This window comes from Kribbella sp. NPDC056951, from assembly GCF_042674205.1.
Classification (GTDB): Bacteria; Actinomycetota; Actinomycetes; order Propionibacteriales; family Kribbellaceae; genus Kribbella; species Kribbella yunnanensis.
The window spans coordinates 101,990-118,547 of record NZ_JBHUQZ010000019.1 but is presented as its reverse complement, the minus strand read 5'-3'; the positions used below and the strand labels follow the sequence as shown (position 1 = coordinate 118,547).

Below are 16,558 nucleotides of genomic sequence, written 5' to 3'. Positions count from 1 at the left end.
AGCGCAGCCTAGAGCGGAGTCACGTAGGCGCCGGAGATGCCACCGTCGACGAGGAACGTGTTGGCGGTGATGAACGACGAGTCGTCACTGGCCAGGAACGCAACCGCGGCCGCGATCTCGTCGGGCTCACCGAAGCGGCCCATCGGGACATGTACGAGCCGGCGCTGCGCCCGCTCCGGGTCCTTCGCGAACAACTCGGTCAGTAGGGGTGTGTTGACCGGACCTGGGCAGAGTGCGTTGACCCGGATGCCCTCGCGGGCGAACTCGACGCCGAGCTCGCGGCTCATCGCGAGCACGCCGCCCTTCGAGGCCGAGTACGAGATCTGCGAGGTCGCCGCACCCATCACCGCGACGAACGACGCGGTGTTGATGATGGAGCCCTTGCCCTGGCGCCGCATGTACGGGATCGCCGCCTTGCAACACAGGTAGACCGAGGTCAGGTTGACCTCCTGCACCTTGCGCCACGCCTCCAGCCCGGTGTCCAGGATGGAGTTGTCGTCGGGCGGCGAGATGCCCGCGTTGTTGAACGCGATATCGACACTGCCGTAGGTGTCGAAGGCCTGCTGGAACAGGTTCTCCACCGCGGCCTGATCGGTGACATCGGTGGCGACGAACAGCCCGCCGACCTCGTCCGCGGCGATCTTCCCGGCGGCCGGGTCGACATCACCGATCACGACCTTGGCGCCTTCGGCCGCGAACCGGCGTACCGTCGCCAGACCGATCCCGCTCGCGCCGCCGGTCACCACCGCGACGCGCCCCTCGAGGCGGCTCGCCTTGACGTCAGTCATTCAGTCCTCCGTGCTGATGAAGATGTTCTTGGTTTCGGTGAACGCGGCCAGCGCGTCCGGACCGAGCTCACGGCCGAGCCCGGACTGCTTGTAACCGCCGAACGGCGTCGAGTACCGCACCGACGAGTTCGAGTTGACCGACAGGTTGCCGGCCTCGACACCGCGGCTGACGCGCAGCGCGCGGCCGACGTCGCGGGTCCAGATCGAGCCGGACAGGCCGTACTCCGAGTCGTTCGCCTGCTTGATCGCATCCGCCTCGTCGTCGAACGGGATCACGCTGACCACGGGCCCGAAGATCTCGTCGGGTACGTCATGACCGAGCACTGTCGGCGGGAACCAGAACCCGGGGCCGGTCGGCTTGGTCCCCTGGAAGAGCGGGTTGTCGACGTACGACGTGACGCGGTCGTGCTGCTGTTGCGAGATGAGCGGGCCCATCTCGGTGGCGGGGTCGGCCGGGTCGCCGACCTTGAAGGCCTTGACGGCCGGTTCGAGCAGTTCGAGGAAACGGTCGTGGACTGTGCGCTCGACCAGGATCCGCGAGCGGGCACAGCAATCCTGGCCGGCATTGTCGAAGACGCCGTACGGCGCCTGGGCCGCGGCCTTCTCGAGATCCGCGTCGGCGAACACGACGTTGGCGGACTTGCCGCCGAGCTCGAGCGTCACCCGCTTCACCTGGTCCGCGCAGCCGGCCATGATCTGCTTGCCGACCTTGGTCGACCCGGTGAAGACCACCTTCCGTACGGCGGGATGCGTCACGAACCGTTGTCCGACGACCGTGCCGGCGCCGGGGATGATTTCCAGGGCGCCGGGCGGTAGGCCTGCTTCGAGCGCGAGCTCACCGAGGCGGATCGCGGTCAGCGGGGTGAGCTCGGCGGGTTTGAGTACGACGGTGTTGCCTGCGGCAAGCGCAGGGGCGAAACCCCAGCCGGCAATCGGCATCGGGAAGTTCCACGGGACGATCACGCCGACGACGCCCAGCGGTTCCTGGAAGGTGACATCGATGCCGCCGGCAACGGGAATCTGCTTGCCGAACAGGCGTTCCGGGGCGGCCGAGTAGTAGGTGAGGACGTCGCGGACGTTGCCGGCTTCCCAGCGGGCGTTGCCGATCGTGTGGCCGGCGTTCTCAACCTCCAGCGCTGCAAGGGATTCCAGGTTGGAGTCGACCGCGTCGGCGAACCTTCTGAGCAGTCGCCCGCGGTCGGCCGGGGTGACGTTCCGCCAGGTCTCGAACGCCTTGGCCGCTCGTTCGATCGCCTTGTCCGTGTCTTGTTGTGAGGCGAGTTCGATCGTGCGGACGACCTTCTCGGTGGCCGGGTTGATCACGTCGTACGTCATGACTGGTGTCTCCTGGATGCATCGATCAGCGCGGTGAACAAGCGCAGATCCTCGGGGTTCTCCTCCGGGTGCCACTGCACGCCGAGCGCGAACTCATGCCCTTCGACCTCGGCCGCCTCGACCGTGCCGTCGTCCGCGCGGGCGGTGACCTGGAGAGTCGGCGCGACGACGTCGATGGCTTGGTGGTGGTAGCAGTGCACGCTGCTGCGATCACCCAGCAGGCGCGCGGTCAGGCTGCCGGGGTCGACCTTGACGTCCGTGCGGCCGAATACCGCGGGCGACGGCCGGTGCAGGTCGTGTGCGACCACCTCGGGCAGGTGCTGGTGCAGCGTGCCGCCGAGTGCCACGTTGAGCACCTGCAGACCACGGCAGATCGCTAGCAGCGGCAGGTCTTTGGCGAGGGCTTCTTGGATCAGGATCGTCTCGTGCTGATCCCGGCCCGGGCGCGTGTCCACGGTCTCCGGGTGCGGCAACGCGTCGTACGAGGCGGGGTCGACGTCGCACCCGCCCGCGATGATCAGCCCGTCGAGGATGTCGAGCACGGACGGGTCGGTGCCGACAGGCGGAAGCAGAATCGGTACGCCGCCAGCATTCGCCACCGCATCGAGGTAGACACGCGGGAGGAGAGCGGCGTCGCGCTGCCACACACCCCACACAGTTGGTTCCAGGTAGGTGGTGATCCCGATCCTCGGCCTAGAGGCGCTCGAAGCCACGGATCCGCTCCCAGTCGGTGACAACGGCGTCGTACGCATCGAGCTCGACGCGCGCCGCGTTCGTGTAGTGGTCGACCATCTCGTCACCGAAGGCCTCGCGGGCGATCCGCGAACCGGTGAACAACGCTGCGGCCTCCCGGAGGGTCGACGGCACGTGCTCCTTGTCGGACTCGTACGCGTTGCCCTCGAGCAGCGGTTCGGGCTCCAGTTCGTTCTCGATACCGTGCAGACCGGCGGCGATGATCGCGGCGACGGCAAGGTACGGGTTCACGTCACCGCCGGGCAGACGGTTCTCTACTCTGAGCGATTCCCCGTGACCGACCACGCGCAACGAACACGTCCGGTTGTCGAGCCCCCACGCGACCGCGGTCGGCGCGAAGCTCCCTTTCACGAACCGCTTGTACGAGTTGATATTCGGCGCCAGCAGATACGTGAACTCCGACAGACAGGCGAGCTGGCCGGCGATGAAGCGCTCCATCAACTCGGAGAACCCGTACTCCCGGTCCCCCGCGAGCACCGCCTCACCGTCGGTCGACCGGAAGCTCAGGTGGATGTGACACGAGTTACCCTCGCGCTCGTCGTACTTGGCCATGAACGTCAGGCTCTTGCCCTGTTGCGCGGCAATCTCCTTCGCCCCGGTCTTGTAGATCGAGTGGTTGTCACACGTCGCCAGCGCCTTGTCGAACCGGAACGCGATCTCGTGCTGCCCGAGATTGCACTCCCCCTTCGCCGACTCGACGTACAGACCGGCCCCGGTCATCCCGTTCCGGATCGCGCGGAGCAGCGGCTCGACGCGCGACGTACCGAGCAGTGAGTAGTCGACGTTGTACTGGTTCCCCGGCGTCAGCCCCTGGTACCGCTTGTCCCACGCCCCCTCGAACGTGTCGTCGAAGACGATGAACTCCAGCTCCGTCCCGACATAAGCCTCCATCCCCCGCGCCGCCAACCGCTCCAACTGCTTCCGCAACACCTGCCGCGGCGACGCCACCACCGGCGTCCCATCCAGCCACTCCACATCACAAAGCACCATGGCCGTCCCCTCCAACCACGGCACCAGCCTCAACGTGTCCAGATCCGGCGCCATCACCAGATCGCCGTACCCACTGGCCCACGAGGACATCGCATACCCGTCGACAGTGTTCATGTCGACATCAACCGCCAGCAGGTAGTTACACCCCTCGGTCCCGTGCCGCAGTACCTCCTCCACGAAGTACCGCCCCCCGCACCGCTTCCCCTGCAACCGCCCCTGCATATCGGTGATAGCCACCAGAACCGTGTCCACTTCCCCGGTCCCCACCAGATCCCGAAGCTCCTGCACACCCAGTCGTCCGGTCACGGCGGCTCCTCAATCCAATGGTCTACCAACGATCCATTGACTCAAGGTCGGGCGTGGATGTCAATGCGAGGACGGACACTCGGCGTGGTGGTGCCTTGGCACTGCGGGGACAAAGAATCGGTTGGCAGGGTGCGGGGTGGTGCGGAAAATCGGGGGATTCGGCCGCACCGCCCAGCGGCCCGGTTCTGGAGGACGCTTTATGCGCTCTTTCGTCACTCGTCCCCGCGCTCTGGCTGTTTTGCTGGCCGGTGGGGCGCTTGCTTTCAGTCCGCTTGGTGGTACGGCGACCGCGCAGCTGCCGGTTGATCGGACTGCCAACCCGTGTTTGACGCCGGCTGAGGGGCCGGCTGCTCGTGGTGGGTTCGGGAAGGACCACCGGGAACTGTCGCTCAAGGAGCAGCAGTCGATCGAGGCCAAGACTGCGGCGCTGGTGAAGGCCAAGGCTGCTCGTGGGTTGGCGCCGAAGGCCGGTGCGCTTGCCGCGGCCAATGTGCCGGTTTACGTGCACGTGATGCGGTCGAGCAGTGGCGCTGGGGACGTCACCGCGACGCAGATCAATCAGCAGATCGCCGAGCTGAACCAGGACTTCGCCGGTGGTGAGTCGAGCTCTGCTGCGAACACCGGGTTCACGTTCACGCTGGCCGGGACGTACCGGTACAACAACAGCACGTGGCACACCGACGGTCAGAGTACGACGTACCGGTCGCAGACCCGTAAGGGTGGCAAGAACGCGCTGAACATCTGGCTGGTCAACTTCTCGTACCTCGGGATCGCGACCTTCCCGTGGGACTACTCCTCGAACCCGAGCATCGACGGCATCCGGGTGCAGTACAGCTCGCTGCCGGGTGGTTCGTCGACGAACTTCAACCTCGGCAAGACCGCGACGCACGAGGCCGGACACTGGTTCGGGCTCTACCACACGTTCCAGGGTGGGTGCACGAGCACGAACGACTCGGTCAGTGACACGCCTGCCCAGGGCAGCGCGTCGAGCGGGTGCCCGACCGGGCGGAACTCCTGCTCGCTGCCGGGGCTGGACCCGATCCACAACTACATGGACTACTCGTACGACTCCTGCTACAACCAGTTCACCCCGGGGCAGAGCACCCGGATCAGCAACATGTGGACGGCGTACCGGGCCTGACCGGGCCGACATGGCGCCTGCCCCATCGGGCAACTAGGCTGCCGCCGATGCGATTGCTTCTGACGGCCTGCGCGACCACCGCCCTGGTGGTCGCGCAGCCGTTGGCAGCCACCGCCGTCGGGCAAGGGCCGGTCGGCGGCGAGCTGATGACGGCGAAGCCGGCCGTGGTCACCGCTGGTCCGACTCCACCGACCGTGCAGGCGGCGGCGTACGTCGTCGCTGATATCGACACCGGTCAGGTGCTGCTCGCGAAGGCGCCGCACGCGAAGATGCGGCCTGCCAGCACGCTCAAGACGCTGACCGCGCTGGTACTGCTGCCGCGGCTGAAGAAGACCGATCAGGTGACCGGGACGGATGCCGACGCGAACATCGTCGGCAGCAAGGTCGGGGTCTCACCCGGGCTGCGGTACTCGGTCGATCTGCTCTTCCAGGGGATGTTCCTGGCCTCCGGGAACGACGCGGTGCACGCGCTCTGCGAGCACGACGACGGCGGTACGGCGGGGACCATCCAGCGGATGAACGCGAAGGCCAAGGAACTCGGCGCCCTCGACACCCACGTGACGGACCCGACCGGCCTCGACGCGGACGGGCAGGTCTCCAGCGCCTACGACCTCGCGCTGTTCGCGCAGGCGGGACTCGGGCGGCCGGACTTCGCGAAGTACGCCTCGACGAAGTTCACGAACTTCCCACTGACCACCAAGGGCACCTACCAGGTCGCGAACCAGAACAAACTGCTCTTCAAGTACGACGGCGCTCTCGGCGTCAAGACCGGTTACACCACGCTCGCGCGGAACACGTTCGTCGGAGCGGCCCGGCGGGACGGTCACACCCTCGTCGTGACGATGCTGAACGCCCCGCACGGCATCACCGAGGACGCGAGCACCCTGCTCACCTGGACCTTCCGGAACTACGACAAGCTCAGCCCGGTCGGCTCCCTGGTCAAGCCCGTCGCGCCCCCGAAGGAAGCCACCGGCCCGTCCGACGGTAAGCCGCAAGCAGCCGGTCCGATCCCACCCAGCCGCCGTACGGCGGACAAGCAGATCCGCACCGTGAATTCGTTCTTCGTGAGCACACCGGTGTGGTTCTGGGCCGCACCCCCGGTGCTGCTCCTCGGCCTGTTCCTGAAGCGGCCGCGCCGGCGCCGCCACTAACGACGTACTGAGCGGGCAGCCTTCACAAGCTGGAGGGCGATGGTGGTAGCAGCCATGCCCAGTACGGCGCCTGCCGCGACCGCAACTGTGTCGGCCTTCTTCTGCGGGATCGGGACTACCTTGTAGCGCTTGCCGGGTGGGCCTAGCAGAAGGGGTTCCTCGAAGGCGGGTAGCGGCGCCTCGGCGATGCGGAGGCGGGCGGCTTCGTCGGTCTCGCGGGCGATCGCGTCGAGACCGGCCTCCTTCGTCCAGGCGGCGATCAGCATGATGACGCGGGTCATCAGGTAGATCCACACGAGAAGCGCGAGCGGGAGGGCCAGGGCGCCGTACGCCGCGTTGGCACCGAGCACGTGGGTCACGTACGCGCCGCCGAGCTTCTGGGCGAGGTAGAACAGGATGCCGCCGGCCAGCGCGGCGATCAGCATCACCTTGCGGGGCAGGATGATCCGCGGGAGCGCGGTCTGCAGGTAGAGGAACAGGAGCGCGCCGGCGGCGATGCCGAGTACGACGCTGATCGCATCCAGACCCCAGTTCGCCAGCCAGGTCCCGTCCAGGTCGGTGGCGTCGACGATCCGCTCCGACAACCCGGTCAGGATCGACGACGCGCCGGTGCCGACGGCGCCGATCACGCCGAGACCGATCAGCGCACCAAGATCCGCGAGCTTGAGCTGGATCGCGTTACCGGGCTGGTCGTCGAGCTCGTGCATCGAGCGGATCGAGGCACGCAGCGAGTCGATCCAGCCGAGACCGGTGAAGAGCAGCGAGACCCCGGAGATCAGTCCGATCGTGCCTGCGTTGGCGATCAGCGCGTCGATGTCGATCTTGTCGCCGATCCCCGGCAGGTTCGTCTGCAGGGCCTTCTTCAGGTCGCGCACCGCGTCGTTGCCGAGCAGCGGACCGGTGACGGCCGCGGCCAGCACGATCAGCGGGAACAACGACAGGAAGCCGAAGAAACTCGTTGCCCCGGCCAACCGGTTACCCCGGCGATCGCCGTACCGTTGCCACGCCCGCCAGATCTGGGTGCGTGCGAACCGCGCCCAGACAGCCTTGATCTTCATGAAACTCCTGTACCCAGAGGAAGGAGACTCAGCCTGTCAGGGGGAACGAGCGCTGCGGGCGCCACACGCCGTCGGAGCCGTGTTCGTAGCGGTCGAAGGCGGCCACGTCGAAAGCGCAGTCGTACTCCGACAGCGTGTCGTACGCGCGGTCGAGCGCGTCCTTCTCGAGGTCGTGGGCGACCGTGACATGCGGGTGGTACGGGAACCGCAGATCGACCGCCAGTGGCCCGGACCGAACCTGCGACTGCAGGACCTCGCACGACGAGATGCCCTCGGCCAGCGGCACGAAGACCACCGGCGAGATCGGCCGGAAGGTCGCCGTACCGCGGAGCCGGATCCGGAAGCTCGGGAACCGGGCAGCCACCGCGAGCAGGTGCTCGTCGATCGTGGCCAGGTCCGCATCGTCGATCTCGGTCGGCGGCAGCAGCGTCACGTGGGTCGGGATCGAGGCGGCCATCGGGTCGCCGAACTCGGCCCGGAACTTCTGCAGTTCCGAGCCGTACGGTTCCGCGATCGGGATCGCAACCCCGATCGTCGCCACTACTTGCCTGCCCCGGGGACGAAGCCGAGCCGGTCGTACACCCGGGTCAGCGTCCGCTCGGTGACCTCGCGCGCCCGCTCGGCCCCGGCCGCCAGGATCGCGTCGAGCTGGGCCTTGTCGTCCAGGTAAGCCAGCGTCTGCTCACGGAACGGCGTGACGAAGTCGACCACGATCTCGGCCAGGTCCTTCTTGAAGTCGCCGTAGCCGCGGCCGGCGTACTCGTCCTCGAGCTCGCTGATCTTCTTCCCGGTCAGCGCCGAGTAGATGGTCAGCAGGTTGGCCACCCCGGCCTTGTTCTCCGGGTCGAAGATCACGTCGCGGCCGGAGTCGGTGACCGCGGAGCGGATCTTCTTCGCGCTCACCTTGGGGTCGTCGAGCAGGTCGATGATGCCGGCCGGGGACGAGCTCGACTTGCTCATCTTCGCGGTCGGGTCCTGCAGGTCGGCGATCTTCGCCGTCTCCTTGACGATGTACGGCTCAGGCAGCCGAAAGGTCTTGCCGAACCGGTGGTTGAAGCGCCCAGCCAGGTCGCGGGTCAGCTCCAGGTGCTGGCGCTGGTCCTCGCCGACCGGGACCCGGTCGGCCTGATAGATCAGGATGTCCGCAGCCTGCAGGATCGGGTACGTGAACAGCCCGACCGTCGCCCGGTCGGCGCCACCCTTGGCGGACTTGTCCTTGAACTGCGTCATCCGGCTGGCCTCACCGAACCCGGTGATACACCCCAGCACCCACCCCAGCTGCGCGTGCTCAGGCACATGCGACTGCACGAACAGCGTCGACCGCTCCGGGTCGATCCCCGCCGCCAGCAACTGAGCCACCGACCGCCGGGTCCGCTCCCGCAACGCCTTCGGCTCGTACTCCACCGTGATCGCATGCAGATCGACCACGCAGTAGAACGCCTCGTGGTCGTCCTGCAGCGCCACCCACTGCCGCACCGCCCCGAGGTAGTTGCCGAAGTGGAAGGAGTCCGCCGTCGGCTGGATCCCGGACAGCACCCGGGGGCGCCGCTCGGTTCCGGCTGCGGAGGGGTCAGGGGCAGCGAGGGACATACCCCCGATTCTGCCAGCGCCCCGGTCCTCGTTCACACCGGGTCACCCTCGGCGGTCATACAGTCCGCGTTATGACTTCACGCACCGCGGTCGTCTTCCCAGGCGGCCAGTACGGCCCAGCCGCCCCACTACCCCTGTACGCCGCCGACGCAGCCGAGGCACGCGGCGCCCAGATCCACCGCACCGTTCCTGCTGGTCGGCGGTACGGCGGACTCTGCGTGGGACTCCGCGGTTGCGCACGAACTCACGCCGTACGTGCTGGAGGTGCCGGGAGCCGGCCACGGGATGTATGTCCCGGGCCGGCTCGCGGCGTCGGCCGCCGTACTGGGGCAGGTGGCGACGGCCGTCGAGGACTTCCTGGATGAGGTTGTCTGGCCCGCTTAGGCGTTGGTGGCTGGGTTGCCGTCTACGGCGGCGGAGAGCTTGGGGACCAGCTGGTCGAGGACGATCGAGAGGCTGAGGACGGAGACGAAGCTGGTTGCGCCGTACAGCTCGCTGTTGTTGTCTTCCTCGATGAAGACGTCGCGGCCCTCGGTGCGGACCTTCATGCTCTTGTAGAGCGGGTCGGCCTTGAGCTTGGCGGTGCCGTTCTTCTCCGGGAACCAGACGAGCAACTGCTGGTCGAGCAGGCCGATCTTCTCGGCGCTGATGTTGGCGCCGAACTTGTCGCCGATGACCTTCTCCAGGTTGGCCGGCAGCACGAAGCCGAGGTCGGTGAGCAGCTTCTCCCGCGGGTCCTGCGGTCCGTAGACGAAATAGCCCTCGTACGGCGACGCCATCAGCCCGGTCTTGCCCTGGAACTCGGGGTGTGCGGCGCGCGCGTCGGCGAACTTCCTCTCGACCTCGGCCACCAGCACGGCGGCGGCCTTCGGCTTGCCGACCGCCTGCCCGACCGTCTTGGTGACGGTCTGCCAGGTGACGCTGTAGTCCGCGCTGCCGTCAGCCGGCTGGGCCACGGTCGGGGCGATCGCCTCGAGCTTCTTGTAGTCGGCGGCCGTCATCCCGGAGTACAGGCCGATGATCAGGTCCGGCGCCAGCCCGGCGATCTTCTCGAACTGGATGCCGTCCTTGTCGCTCAGCACCGTCGGCACCGCGGCCGAGCCCAGCTTGTCCTTGGCCCACGGGAAGATCGCGCCCGGCTTCTCGCCGAACCACTCGGTGGTCCCGACCGGTACGACGCCGAGCGCGAGCAGCGCGTCCTGCTCGACCAGACCGACCGCGACGACGCGCTTCGGCGTCTCCTTGATCACGGCGTTCCCGTACTTGTTCTTGATCGTGACGGGGTATGCCCCCGCCTCCGCGCCACCCTGCGTCTGGCCGCCGCCGGCCGCCGCGGGTTCCTTGGTTTCGGCACCGCAGGCGGTCAGGACGAGCAGGGGAACGACAAGCAGCACGAGCGGGCGCAGCAGGCGCATCGGAACCTCACAGGGAGTGATTCGATTAGGTTGCCCTAACCTAACCTATTCACGCTCGGTGATACTTCGTGACTGCCTTGTCCTTCTTCAGATCGTCCGCCGCGACCTGGATCTTGCCGCTCCAGTCCGACACCGGTACGCCGCCGGCCAGGAACTCGCCAGTCGCCTCAGCCGCGGCGGTCGCGAACGCCGGGTACCAGCTGTCGAAGTACCACGTGATCGCCTGATCCCCCGCCGCACCGAGCAGATCGCGAGCGGACCGCAACGCCGTTCCGATCTCCAGCCCGTCCGCCGCACCACGCACGATCGTGAGCTGATTGGCCTCCGTCGTCACCTGCGCGGCGACATCCCGCGACAGCGCGGCACGCAGGAACTCCAGCCCACCGGCCTTGTTCTTAGCCTTCGCACCCACCAGGTACGGCGCGGTCGCGGCGACATGGAGCCCGCGCGGAAGCGCTGGCGAGCCGTCCAGCGGCGGTACGGCGAACATCGTCAGCGCGAAGTTGGCGGGGATCGAGGTCTTCATCTCGTTCTCGAGCCAGTTCCCGCATGGGAGCATCCCGGCTTTGCTTGCCAGGAAGCGTTTCTGGGCAGCGATATGGTCGAACTTCGCACTACCCGGAGCCATCAGCCCGCGCTTCACCAGCTCACCAACCGCAGAGATCGCCCGCACGACACTGGAGTCGCGCCAGGCACCGTCCTCCAAGTTGTCGATCCGCTTCACCACGTCATGCCCGCCGGTCTTAGCCGCCAACGTGAGGATCAGCTCGAGCACGTAGTACGGATGGTTGCCGGGATACACGAACGCCGGCAACCCGGCACCCTTCATTTCGGTGCCGAGGGCAAGCAACTCCGGCCACGTCCGCGGCACATCCCAACCACGCCGCTGAAAGAGGCCGGACGAATACCAGAGCCCGTACACCGTCGCGACATAGTTGATCGTCCGCTGCGTCCCGTCGTACTGCCCGGACTCCAACATCCCCGGCAGAATCGCGTCCGAGACCTTGGCCTTCGCGTTGTCCCAAGCCGGCGCATCCAGCACGCTCCGCAGATCCGCCACCTGCCCCTGCGCCACCAGCCGTGGCAACTCCAGTGCCTTGTCACCAGCATTCAGTACGACGTCCGGCGGCCCACCAGCCTGGAACCGCGCCAGCACCTTGTCCCGCAACAACGGCTCCACCACCGACGTCACCGTCGCATTCGGATACTTCTTCCGATAAGCCGCCGCCGCAAACCCGCCATACTCAGCCCCCGCCACCACCTCAAGCGGCAACGCCCCGGGATCAACGGTCGGCACACTCTTCGGCGTACCGGTCGAGCATCCGGACAAGACAGCACCCGCCAGCGCACCCTGCAGAACGGTCCTCCGAGTCAGCACCCCGGCAGACTAGTGCTTTATCCGGTCCGACAGGTCGGTCACCACCAACTTGCCGTCGTCGTACTGCATGAACTCCTTGGCGCCGTACTGCTTCATCACCTCCAGCGCCAGGTGCACCGGCATCGTCACCCGCGTCAGATCGTCCGGGTGCCACTGGTACGGATCGTTGAGGGTCACTCGCACCTTTGCCCGGGCCGGATCGCTCTTGTCGACCAACTGCAGTGAGAGGTAGTCGATCCCGCCGAAGGTGTATTGCCAGTCGAACCCAACGCCTTCGGTTTCATAGCTGGTCACATAGGGCTCGCCGCTCAGCGGTGTGTAGTCGTGCACGAACGACGAAAACTTCGACTGGTCATGGAAGTCCTGCATCGAGTACCGCTTCGGCGCGCCAGTTCCGGCCAGGTAGTGCTCGAGACTGTCCCGGGCATGCGGAAGGTCGGCGAGGTGCCGGCGCGCGAGGTCCGTGATCTCCGGAGCCAGGATGTCGACGATGCCCCCGATCGTCGTGTTCACCTCACATCTCACCGCCCAGGTCATGATCGGCGACTTGTCGGCGGCCTTCAGAGCCTCCCACTCACCCGACTTGACCATCTCGTACGCCAGTGCGACCGCCTGCACCTGCAGGCCCAGAGGACTCTGTGCCAAGACCCGGAGGATGAACCTCGGCAACGCGATCACGGGTGCGCGCGCCCAGCCTGGCCACGTTCCGACGGCGTCCTCCACCCAGCGTGTCTCGACCTGGACCACTGTGCTGGACGTGGTGGTTACGCCGGGTGGATTGATGGTTGACGGCCGCGTGGCGGGTGCGCCGGGATCGGTCAGCGGCGTCTCTGCAGCCGTCTGGGTCGCAGCGGGTTCGACGCCCACCGGGGCCTGGGTGACGCCTGCATCGAGTGCCGCCCAGGTGCCTGCGCCCACGCCGCCGGTGGCGGCGCCGAGTTCGGGGCGGCGCATTTGGTAGGCGACTACGGCTGCTTCGGTGGTGGGGTCGAAGTTGCCGTTGATGGGTAGCGGGACGCCTTGGCTACTCATCAACTGCTGCAGGACCATCACCGCGGGGCCTTTGTCACCCAGGCCCAGGTTCGGCCGGTGACCTGGGCGGCCGGCGTCGTTCTCCAAGGTGCCGACCGCGCGGTTGCCGGCCTTGCGTTGGAGATCGAGCATCGGGTGGTCGGGCCCAGGGCCGTCGGGACGGCGGGCCGCGGGTGCTGGCTGGGCTTGTACGTCGTGTTCGTAGTCCACCAGAACCCCCGTTTCGGTCAGGCACCCAGCGTGGTGCCTGACCGTTTCACGGGGATCTCAGGACTACTTCAGGGTCGCTCCGGTGAGGCCGGCCTGGACCTGGCGGTAGAAGATCAGGTAGACGACCACTACCGGGACCATGGCGATGGTCAGGGCGGCGAACAGGGTGCCCCAGTCGTTCTCGTAGCGCTGGCTGCCCAGGAGGGTCGCGATGCCCTGGGACAGGACCGGCTTCTCCGGGGACAGGAAGGACGGGAGCACGAACTGGTTCCACTGGCCGAGCACGTTGAAGATGCCGACGCTGATCAGGCCGGGCTTGGCCATCGGGAGCATCACGCGGAAGAACGTGGTCGCGTGGCCGGCGCCGTCGACCAGAGCCGCCTCGGCGATCGAGGTGGGCAGGGTTCGGAAGAAGGCGTGCATGAAGAACACGGTGAACGGGAGTGAGTACGCGATGTAGACCAGGATCAGGCCCTGGTACGTCGAGATCATGCCGAAGTTCTGGACGACGAAGAACAGCGGGACGATCGCGAGGAACGTCGGGAACATCATCCCGGCCGCGAACAGGTAGTAGATGAAGCGGTTGCCGGGGAACTCGTAGCGGGCCAGGACGTAGGCCACCATCGAGCCGAACAGCATGGTGCCGAGGACGCCGAAGACGACGACCACGATGCTGTTGCCGAGGTAGTCGCCGACGCCCTTCTCCCAGGCCTTGGAGAAGTTGCCCCAGAGCAGCTTCTTGGGTAGTGCCCACGGGCTGTCGCCGAAGATCTCGCCGGTGCTCTTCAGCGAGGCGATCAGCGACCAGACGAACGGGACCACGACCAGGACGCTCCAGCCGATCAGCACCGTGTGCGAGAACACGTTCACGGGGCTGAAGGAGCGGTCGTTGGGTCCGGCCGGCTGGATCGGTGCGGGTGCGTCGGCGGTCTCGCCCTTGACGTCGATGTTCACAGTCATGAGACGGCCCTCAGTATTCGATCCGCTCGCGGCGCGTGGCCCGGAGCATGACGGCGGCGATCAGCAAGGTCAGGAAGAACAGCACGACGCCCATCGCCGAGGCGTAGCCGGAGCGGCCGAACTTGAAGCCGTTGTCGGCGATCTGCAGTGCCATCACCTGGGTGGAGTTGTCCGGCCCGCCCGGTCCGGCGGTCATCACGGCGACCAGCGCGTAGGCGTCCAGGGCCAGGATGGCCAGGTAGACCCAGGCGGTCTGGATGGTGTCCCACAGCAGCGGCAGCGTGATCCGGAAGAACGTCGTGAACCGGGTCGCGCCGTCGATGATCGCGGCCTCGAAGATGTCCTTCGGGATGCCCGACATGGCGGCGTTGAACATCACCAGGTAGAACCCGACGCTGCCCCAGATCAGTACCCACATCACGCAGTACAGGGCGATGTCCGGGCTGGCCAGGTACTGCGACGTACCGAGTCCGAGCTTCTTGGTGACGGTGTTGGCCAGGCCGTTGTCGGTGGACGTCATCACCACCGACCAGATCACCGCGATGACCGGGACCGACAGCACCTGCGGCAGGAAGAACGCCAGCTTGTAGAAGCCGTTGCCGCGAACACCCTGGACGCCGGCGCTGTTCGACCGGCCGCCGACGTTCAGCAGGTAGGCGAACAGCAGGGCCAGGAAGATCACGATCACCGGGATCAGGATCAGCAGGATGATGTTGTGACCGAGCGCGGTGCGGAAGGTCGCGTCGTGCGCGAGGGTCTTGAAGTTGTCCAGGCCGACGAAGTCGAACTTCGGGGAGATGCCCGTCCAGTTCGTCAACGAGTAGTAGAAGGCCTGCCCGAAGGGCGAGATCACGAAGATCAGGTACAACGCGAGCGGGATCGCGAGGAAACTCGCGACGAAGCGGTAGCTGCCGTGCCGCATCTTTCTCCTTGGTGTTACGAGCCGATGGGGCATCCTCTGCTTTGAGGATGCCCCACGGGCTCACGCCAACTGCTGGCGGGGGTGGAGCATCAGCTCCGGGTGCGCTTGACGGTCTTCGGGTCCTTGGCCGTGTCGTCGGCCAGCTTCTGGGCCCGCTTCTGGAACTCGTCGGACGTGATCCGGTCGGCCACCAGCTCGCCGACGATCGCGTACAGCGGGTCGTTCATCGGCGCGTACCAGGTCGCGAAGTACGTCGACCAGTTGTTCTCGCCACCGGACTTGATCAGCGCGCTGGACGACTCGGCGCCCGGGGACAGCTTCAGGCCCTCGGCGGCGCCCTTGACGACGGTCGGCGAACCGGTCAGCTCGGTGAACTTGCCGGCGCCCTTCTTCGACAGCATCAGGCGCAGGTACTCCAGGCCACCGGCCCGGTTCTTCGCCTTCTCCGGCACGATGAAGCCCTCGCCGGCCGCGATCTCGGTGCAGTCGACCGGGAGCTTGGCGCCGTCGAGCAGCGGCGTGTAGGTGACCGTGGTGAGGAAGTCCTTCGGCGCGACCGGCTTCTGCTCGTTCTCGAGCCACGAACCGGACGGGATGAAGGCCGCCTTGCCCTGGTTCCAGGCGGTCTGGGACTGGATGTGGTCCAGGCCCTCGGTGCCCTTGAGGATGTAGCCCTTCTTCTTCAGCTCGAGCAGCGCCTCGGCCGCAGCCTTGATCGACGGGTGCATCCAGGCGTTCGGCTGCAGGCTGTCGATGGCCTTGATGACCTCGACACCACCGTGCTTGACGGCCATGTCCAGCAGGACCTGACCGATGTAGTACGGGTACTTGCCCTGGTGGGCCAGCGGCGCGATGCCGGCCTTCTGGATCGTGTCGCACAGGGTGAGGAACTCGGCCCAGGTCTTGGCCGGCTGCCAGCCGTTCTTCTCGAACAGCGCCTTGTTGTACCAGAGTCCGTAGACCGTCAGGACGTAGTTCAGGATCAGCGGCTTGCCGTTGAGCTCGGCCGCCTCGAGGGTGATCGGCTCGACGGAGTCCTTGACCTTGATGTTCGGGTCGTCGATCGACGCCGCGTCGAACAGCGGGGTCAGGTCGGCGAGCTGGTTGGTGCTGGCCAGGGTCGAGACCGGCAGCAGCTTGGCGCCGGAGTTGTCGATCACGTCCGGCGGGTTACCGCCGTTGAAGCGCGGCTGCAGCTGCGGCGTGATCTCGGTGGTGCCGGTGTGCTTGATCGCCGAAGCGGCGAACTTCTCCTTGTACAGCGACTCGTGGAACTTCGCGTAGTCGTCGCCGTAGCCGCCCTTGAAGATGACGACGTCGAGCGGGTCCTCGGCCTTGACGCCGAAGGGGTTCTCCGCCGTCTTGCTGGCGCCGCCGCCGCCAGTGTTTTCGTCGCCACCACCGCTGGCACATGCTGCCAGCAGCGTGCTGCCGCCAGTGGCCAGCAGGGTGCCGACCGCCGCGCGCTGCAGGAACAGCCGCCGCGACAGAGGGTTGGGAGTGGTCATGGGTCCCGCCTTCCGAGAGTG

General features: G+C 66.8%; 15 protein-coding genes. 2 read left to right on the top strand and 13 right to left on the bottom strand.

The window, feature by feature from the left end:
- Positions 1-8: 8 nt before the first annotated feature.
- Genes ACFTSF_RS40125 through ACFTSF_RS40110 form a run of 4 tightly spaced genes read right to left on the bottom strand, consistent with a single transcriptional unit; the run spans position 9 to position 4,172 of the window.
- Positions 9-788, bottom strand: a complete 780-nt coding sequence (locus ACFTSF_RS40125) for a 3-oxoacyl-ACP reductase (RefSeq protein WP_344156823.1) — start codon at positions 786-788, stop codon at positions 9-11.
- Positions 789-2,123: an aldehyde dehydrogenase family protein gene (locus ACFTSF_RS40120; RefSeq protein ID WP_380160675.1), complete on the bottom strand. Its 1,335-nt coding sequence runs from the start codon at positions 2,121-2,123 to the stop codon at positions 789-791.
- Positions 2,120-2,875: a gamma-glutamyl-gamma-aminobutyrate hydrolase family protein gene (locus tag ACFTSF_RS40115; protein ID WP_380160673.1), complete on the bottom strand. Its 756-nt coding sequence runs from the start codon at positions 2,873-2,875 to the stop codon at positions 2,120-2,122. The genes ACFTSF_RS40120 and ACFTSF_RS40115 overlap by 4 nt, the downstream gene beginning before the upstream one ends.
- Entirely contained in the window at positions 2,817-4,172 is a 1,356-nt protein-coding gene (locus ACFTSF_RS40110) for a glutamine synthetase family protein (RefSeq protein ID WP_380160671.1), read from the bottom strand. The genes ACFTSF_RS40115 and ACFTSF_RS40110 overlap by 59 nt, the downstream gene beginning before the upstream one ends.
- Before the next feature lie 199 nt (positions 4,173-4,371).
- Between ACFTSF_RS40110 and ACFTSF_RS40105 the strand changes: the two genes are divergently transcribed.
- Complete coding sequence (locus ACFTSF_RS40105; protein WP_380160669.1) at positions 4,372-5,313, top strand: zinc metalloprotease; 942 nt, start codon at positions 4,372-4,374, stop codon at positions 5,311-5,313.
- Between the two features lie 47 nt (positions 5,314-5,360).
- Positions 5,361-6,464, top strand: a complete 1,104-nt coding sequence (locus ACFTSF_RS40100) for a D-alanyl-D-alanine carboxypeptidase family protein (protein WP_344156809.1) — start codon at positions 5,361-5,363, stop codon at positions 6,462-6,464.
- On the opposite strand, the gene ACFTSF_RS40095 is transcribed toward ACFTSF_RS40100, so the two are convergent.
- The 9 genes from ACFTSF_RS40095 to ngcE (ACFTSF_RS40055) all read right to left on the bottom strand — a co-directional run bounded on the left by ACFTSF_RS40095 (position 6,461) and on the right by ngcE (ACFTSF_RS40055) (position 16,537).
- Positions 6,461-7,522 carry a YihY/virulence factor BrkB family protein gene (locus ACFTSF_RS40095; RefSeq protein ID WP_380160667.1) on the bottom strand — a complete coding sequence of 354 codons (1,062 nt, stop codon included), beginning with the start codon at positions 7,520-7,522 and terminating at the stop codon, positions 6,461-6,463. The genes ACFTSF_RS40100 and ACFTSF_RS40095 overlap by 4 nt on opposite strands.
- A 28-nt stretch (positions 7,523-7,550) precedes the next feature.
- On the bottom strand, positions 7,551-8,063 hold the full coding sequence (locus ACFTSF_RS40090) for a 2'-5' RNA ligase family protein (RefSeq protein WP_344156804.1): 513 nt from the start codon (positions 8,061-8,063) through the stop codon (positions 7,551-7,553).
- Positions 8,063-9,112: a tryptophan--tRNA ligase gene (gene trpS / locus ACFTSF_RS40085; RefSeq protein WP_380160665.1), complete on the bottom strand. Its 1,050-nt coding sequence runs from the start codon at positions 9,110-9,112 to the stop codon at positions 8,063-8,065. The genes ACFTSF_RS40090 and trpS overlap by 1 nt, the downstream gene beginning before the upstream one ends.
- A 380-nt stretch (positions 9,113-9,492) precedes the next feature.
- Entirely contained in the window at positions 9,493-10,527 is a 1,035-nt protein-coding gene (locus ACFTSF_RS40080; protein ID WP_380160664.1) for an iron-siderophore ABC transporter substrate-binding protein, read from the bottom strand.
- A 49-nt stretch (positions 10,528-10,576) separates the two neighbouring features.
- Positions 10,577-11,905 (bottom strand): N-acetylglucosamine/diacetylchitobiose ABC transporter substrate-binding protein, encoded by a 1,329-nt coding sequence (ngcE, locus tag ACFTSF_RS40075; RefSeq protein WP_380160662.1) that lies wholly within the window; start codon positions 11,903-11,905, stop codon positions 10,577-10,579.
- Between the two features lie 9 nt (positions 11,906-11,914).
- The gene (locus ACFTSF_RS40070; RefSeq protein ID WP_380160661.1) at positions 11,915-13,147 is read right to left on the bottom strand and encodes a peptidoglycan-binding protein; all 1,233 of its coding nucleotides are present in this window, start codon (positions 13,145-13,147) and stop codon (positions 11,915-11,917) included.
- Between the two features lie 63 nt (positions 13,148-13,210).
- Entirely contained in the window at positions 13,211-14,107 is an 897-nt protein-coding gene (locus ACFTSF_RS40065; protein WP_380160659.1) for a carbohydrate ABC transporter permease, read from the bottom strand.
- 10 nt (positions 14,108-14,117) lie between these two features.
- Complete coding sequence (locus ACFTSF_RS40060; RefSeq protein ID WP_344156789.1) at positions 14,118-15,029, bottom strand: sugar ABC transporter permease; 912 nt, start codon at positions 15,027-15,029, stop codon at positions 14,118-14,120.
- Positions 15,030-15,118: 89 nt separating this feature from the next.
- Positions 15,119-16,537 carry an N-acetylglucosamine/diacetylchitobiose ABC transporter substrate-binding protein gene (gene ngcE / locus ACFTSF_RS40055; protein WP_344156786.1) on the bottom strand — a complete coding sequence of 473 codons (1,419 nt, stop codon included), beginning with the start codon at positions 16,535-16,537 and terminating at the stop codon, positions 15,119-15,121.
- Positions 16,538-16,558 lie beyond the last annotated feature (21 nt).

Excerpts from the sequence above, each read along its gene's own strand:
- ACFTSF_RS40125 (WP_344156823.1), bottom strand. The coding sequence starts at position 788 with ATGACTGACGTCAAGGCGAGCCGCCTCGAGGGGCGCGTCGCGGTGGTG.
- ACFTSF_RS40120 (WP_380160675.1), bottom strand. The coding sequence starts at position 2,123 with ATGACGTACGACGTGATCAACCCGGCCACCGAGAAGGTCGTCCGCACG.
- ACFTSF_RS40115 (WP_380160673.1), bottom strand. The coding sequence starts at position 2,875 with ATGCGTACGACGCCGTTGTCACCGACTGGGAGCGGATCCGTGGCTTCG.
- ACFTSF_RS40105 (WP_380160669.1), top strand. The coding sequence starts at position 4,372 with ATGCGCTCTTTCGTCACTCGTCCCCGCGCTCTGGCTGTTTTGCTGGCC.
- ACFTSF_RS40100 (WP_344156809.1), top strand. The coding sequence starts at position 5,361 with ATGCGATTGCTTCTGACGGCCTGCGCGACCACCGCCCTGGTGGTCGCG.
- ACFTSF_RS40095 (WP_380160667.1), bottom strand. The coding sequence starts at position 7,522 with ATGAAGATCAAGGCTGTCTGGGCGCGGTTCGCACGCACCCAGATCTGG.
- trpS (WP_380160665.1), bottom strand. The coding sequence starts at position 9,112 with ATGTCCCTCGCTGCCCCTGACCCCTCCGCAGCCGGAACCGAGCGGCGC.
- ACFTSF_RS40080 (WP_380160664.1), bottom strand. The coding sequence starts at position 10,527 with ATGCGCCTGCTGCGCCCGCTCGTGCTGCTTGTCGTTCCCCTGCTCGTC.
- ACFTSF_RS40065 (WP_380160659.1), bottom strand. The coding sequence starts at position 14,107 with ATGACTGTGAACATCGACGTCAAGGGCGAGACCGCCGACGCACCCGCA.
- ACFTSF_RS40060 (WP_344156789.1), bottom strand. The coding sequence starts at position 15,029 with ATGCGGCACGGCAGCTACCGCTTCGTCGCGAGTTTCCTCGCGATCCCG.
- ngcE (WP_344156786.1), bottom strand. The coding sequence starts at position 16,537 with ATGACCACTCCCAACCCTCTGTCGCGGCGGCTGTTCCTGCAGCGCGCG.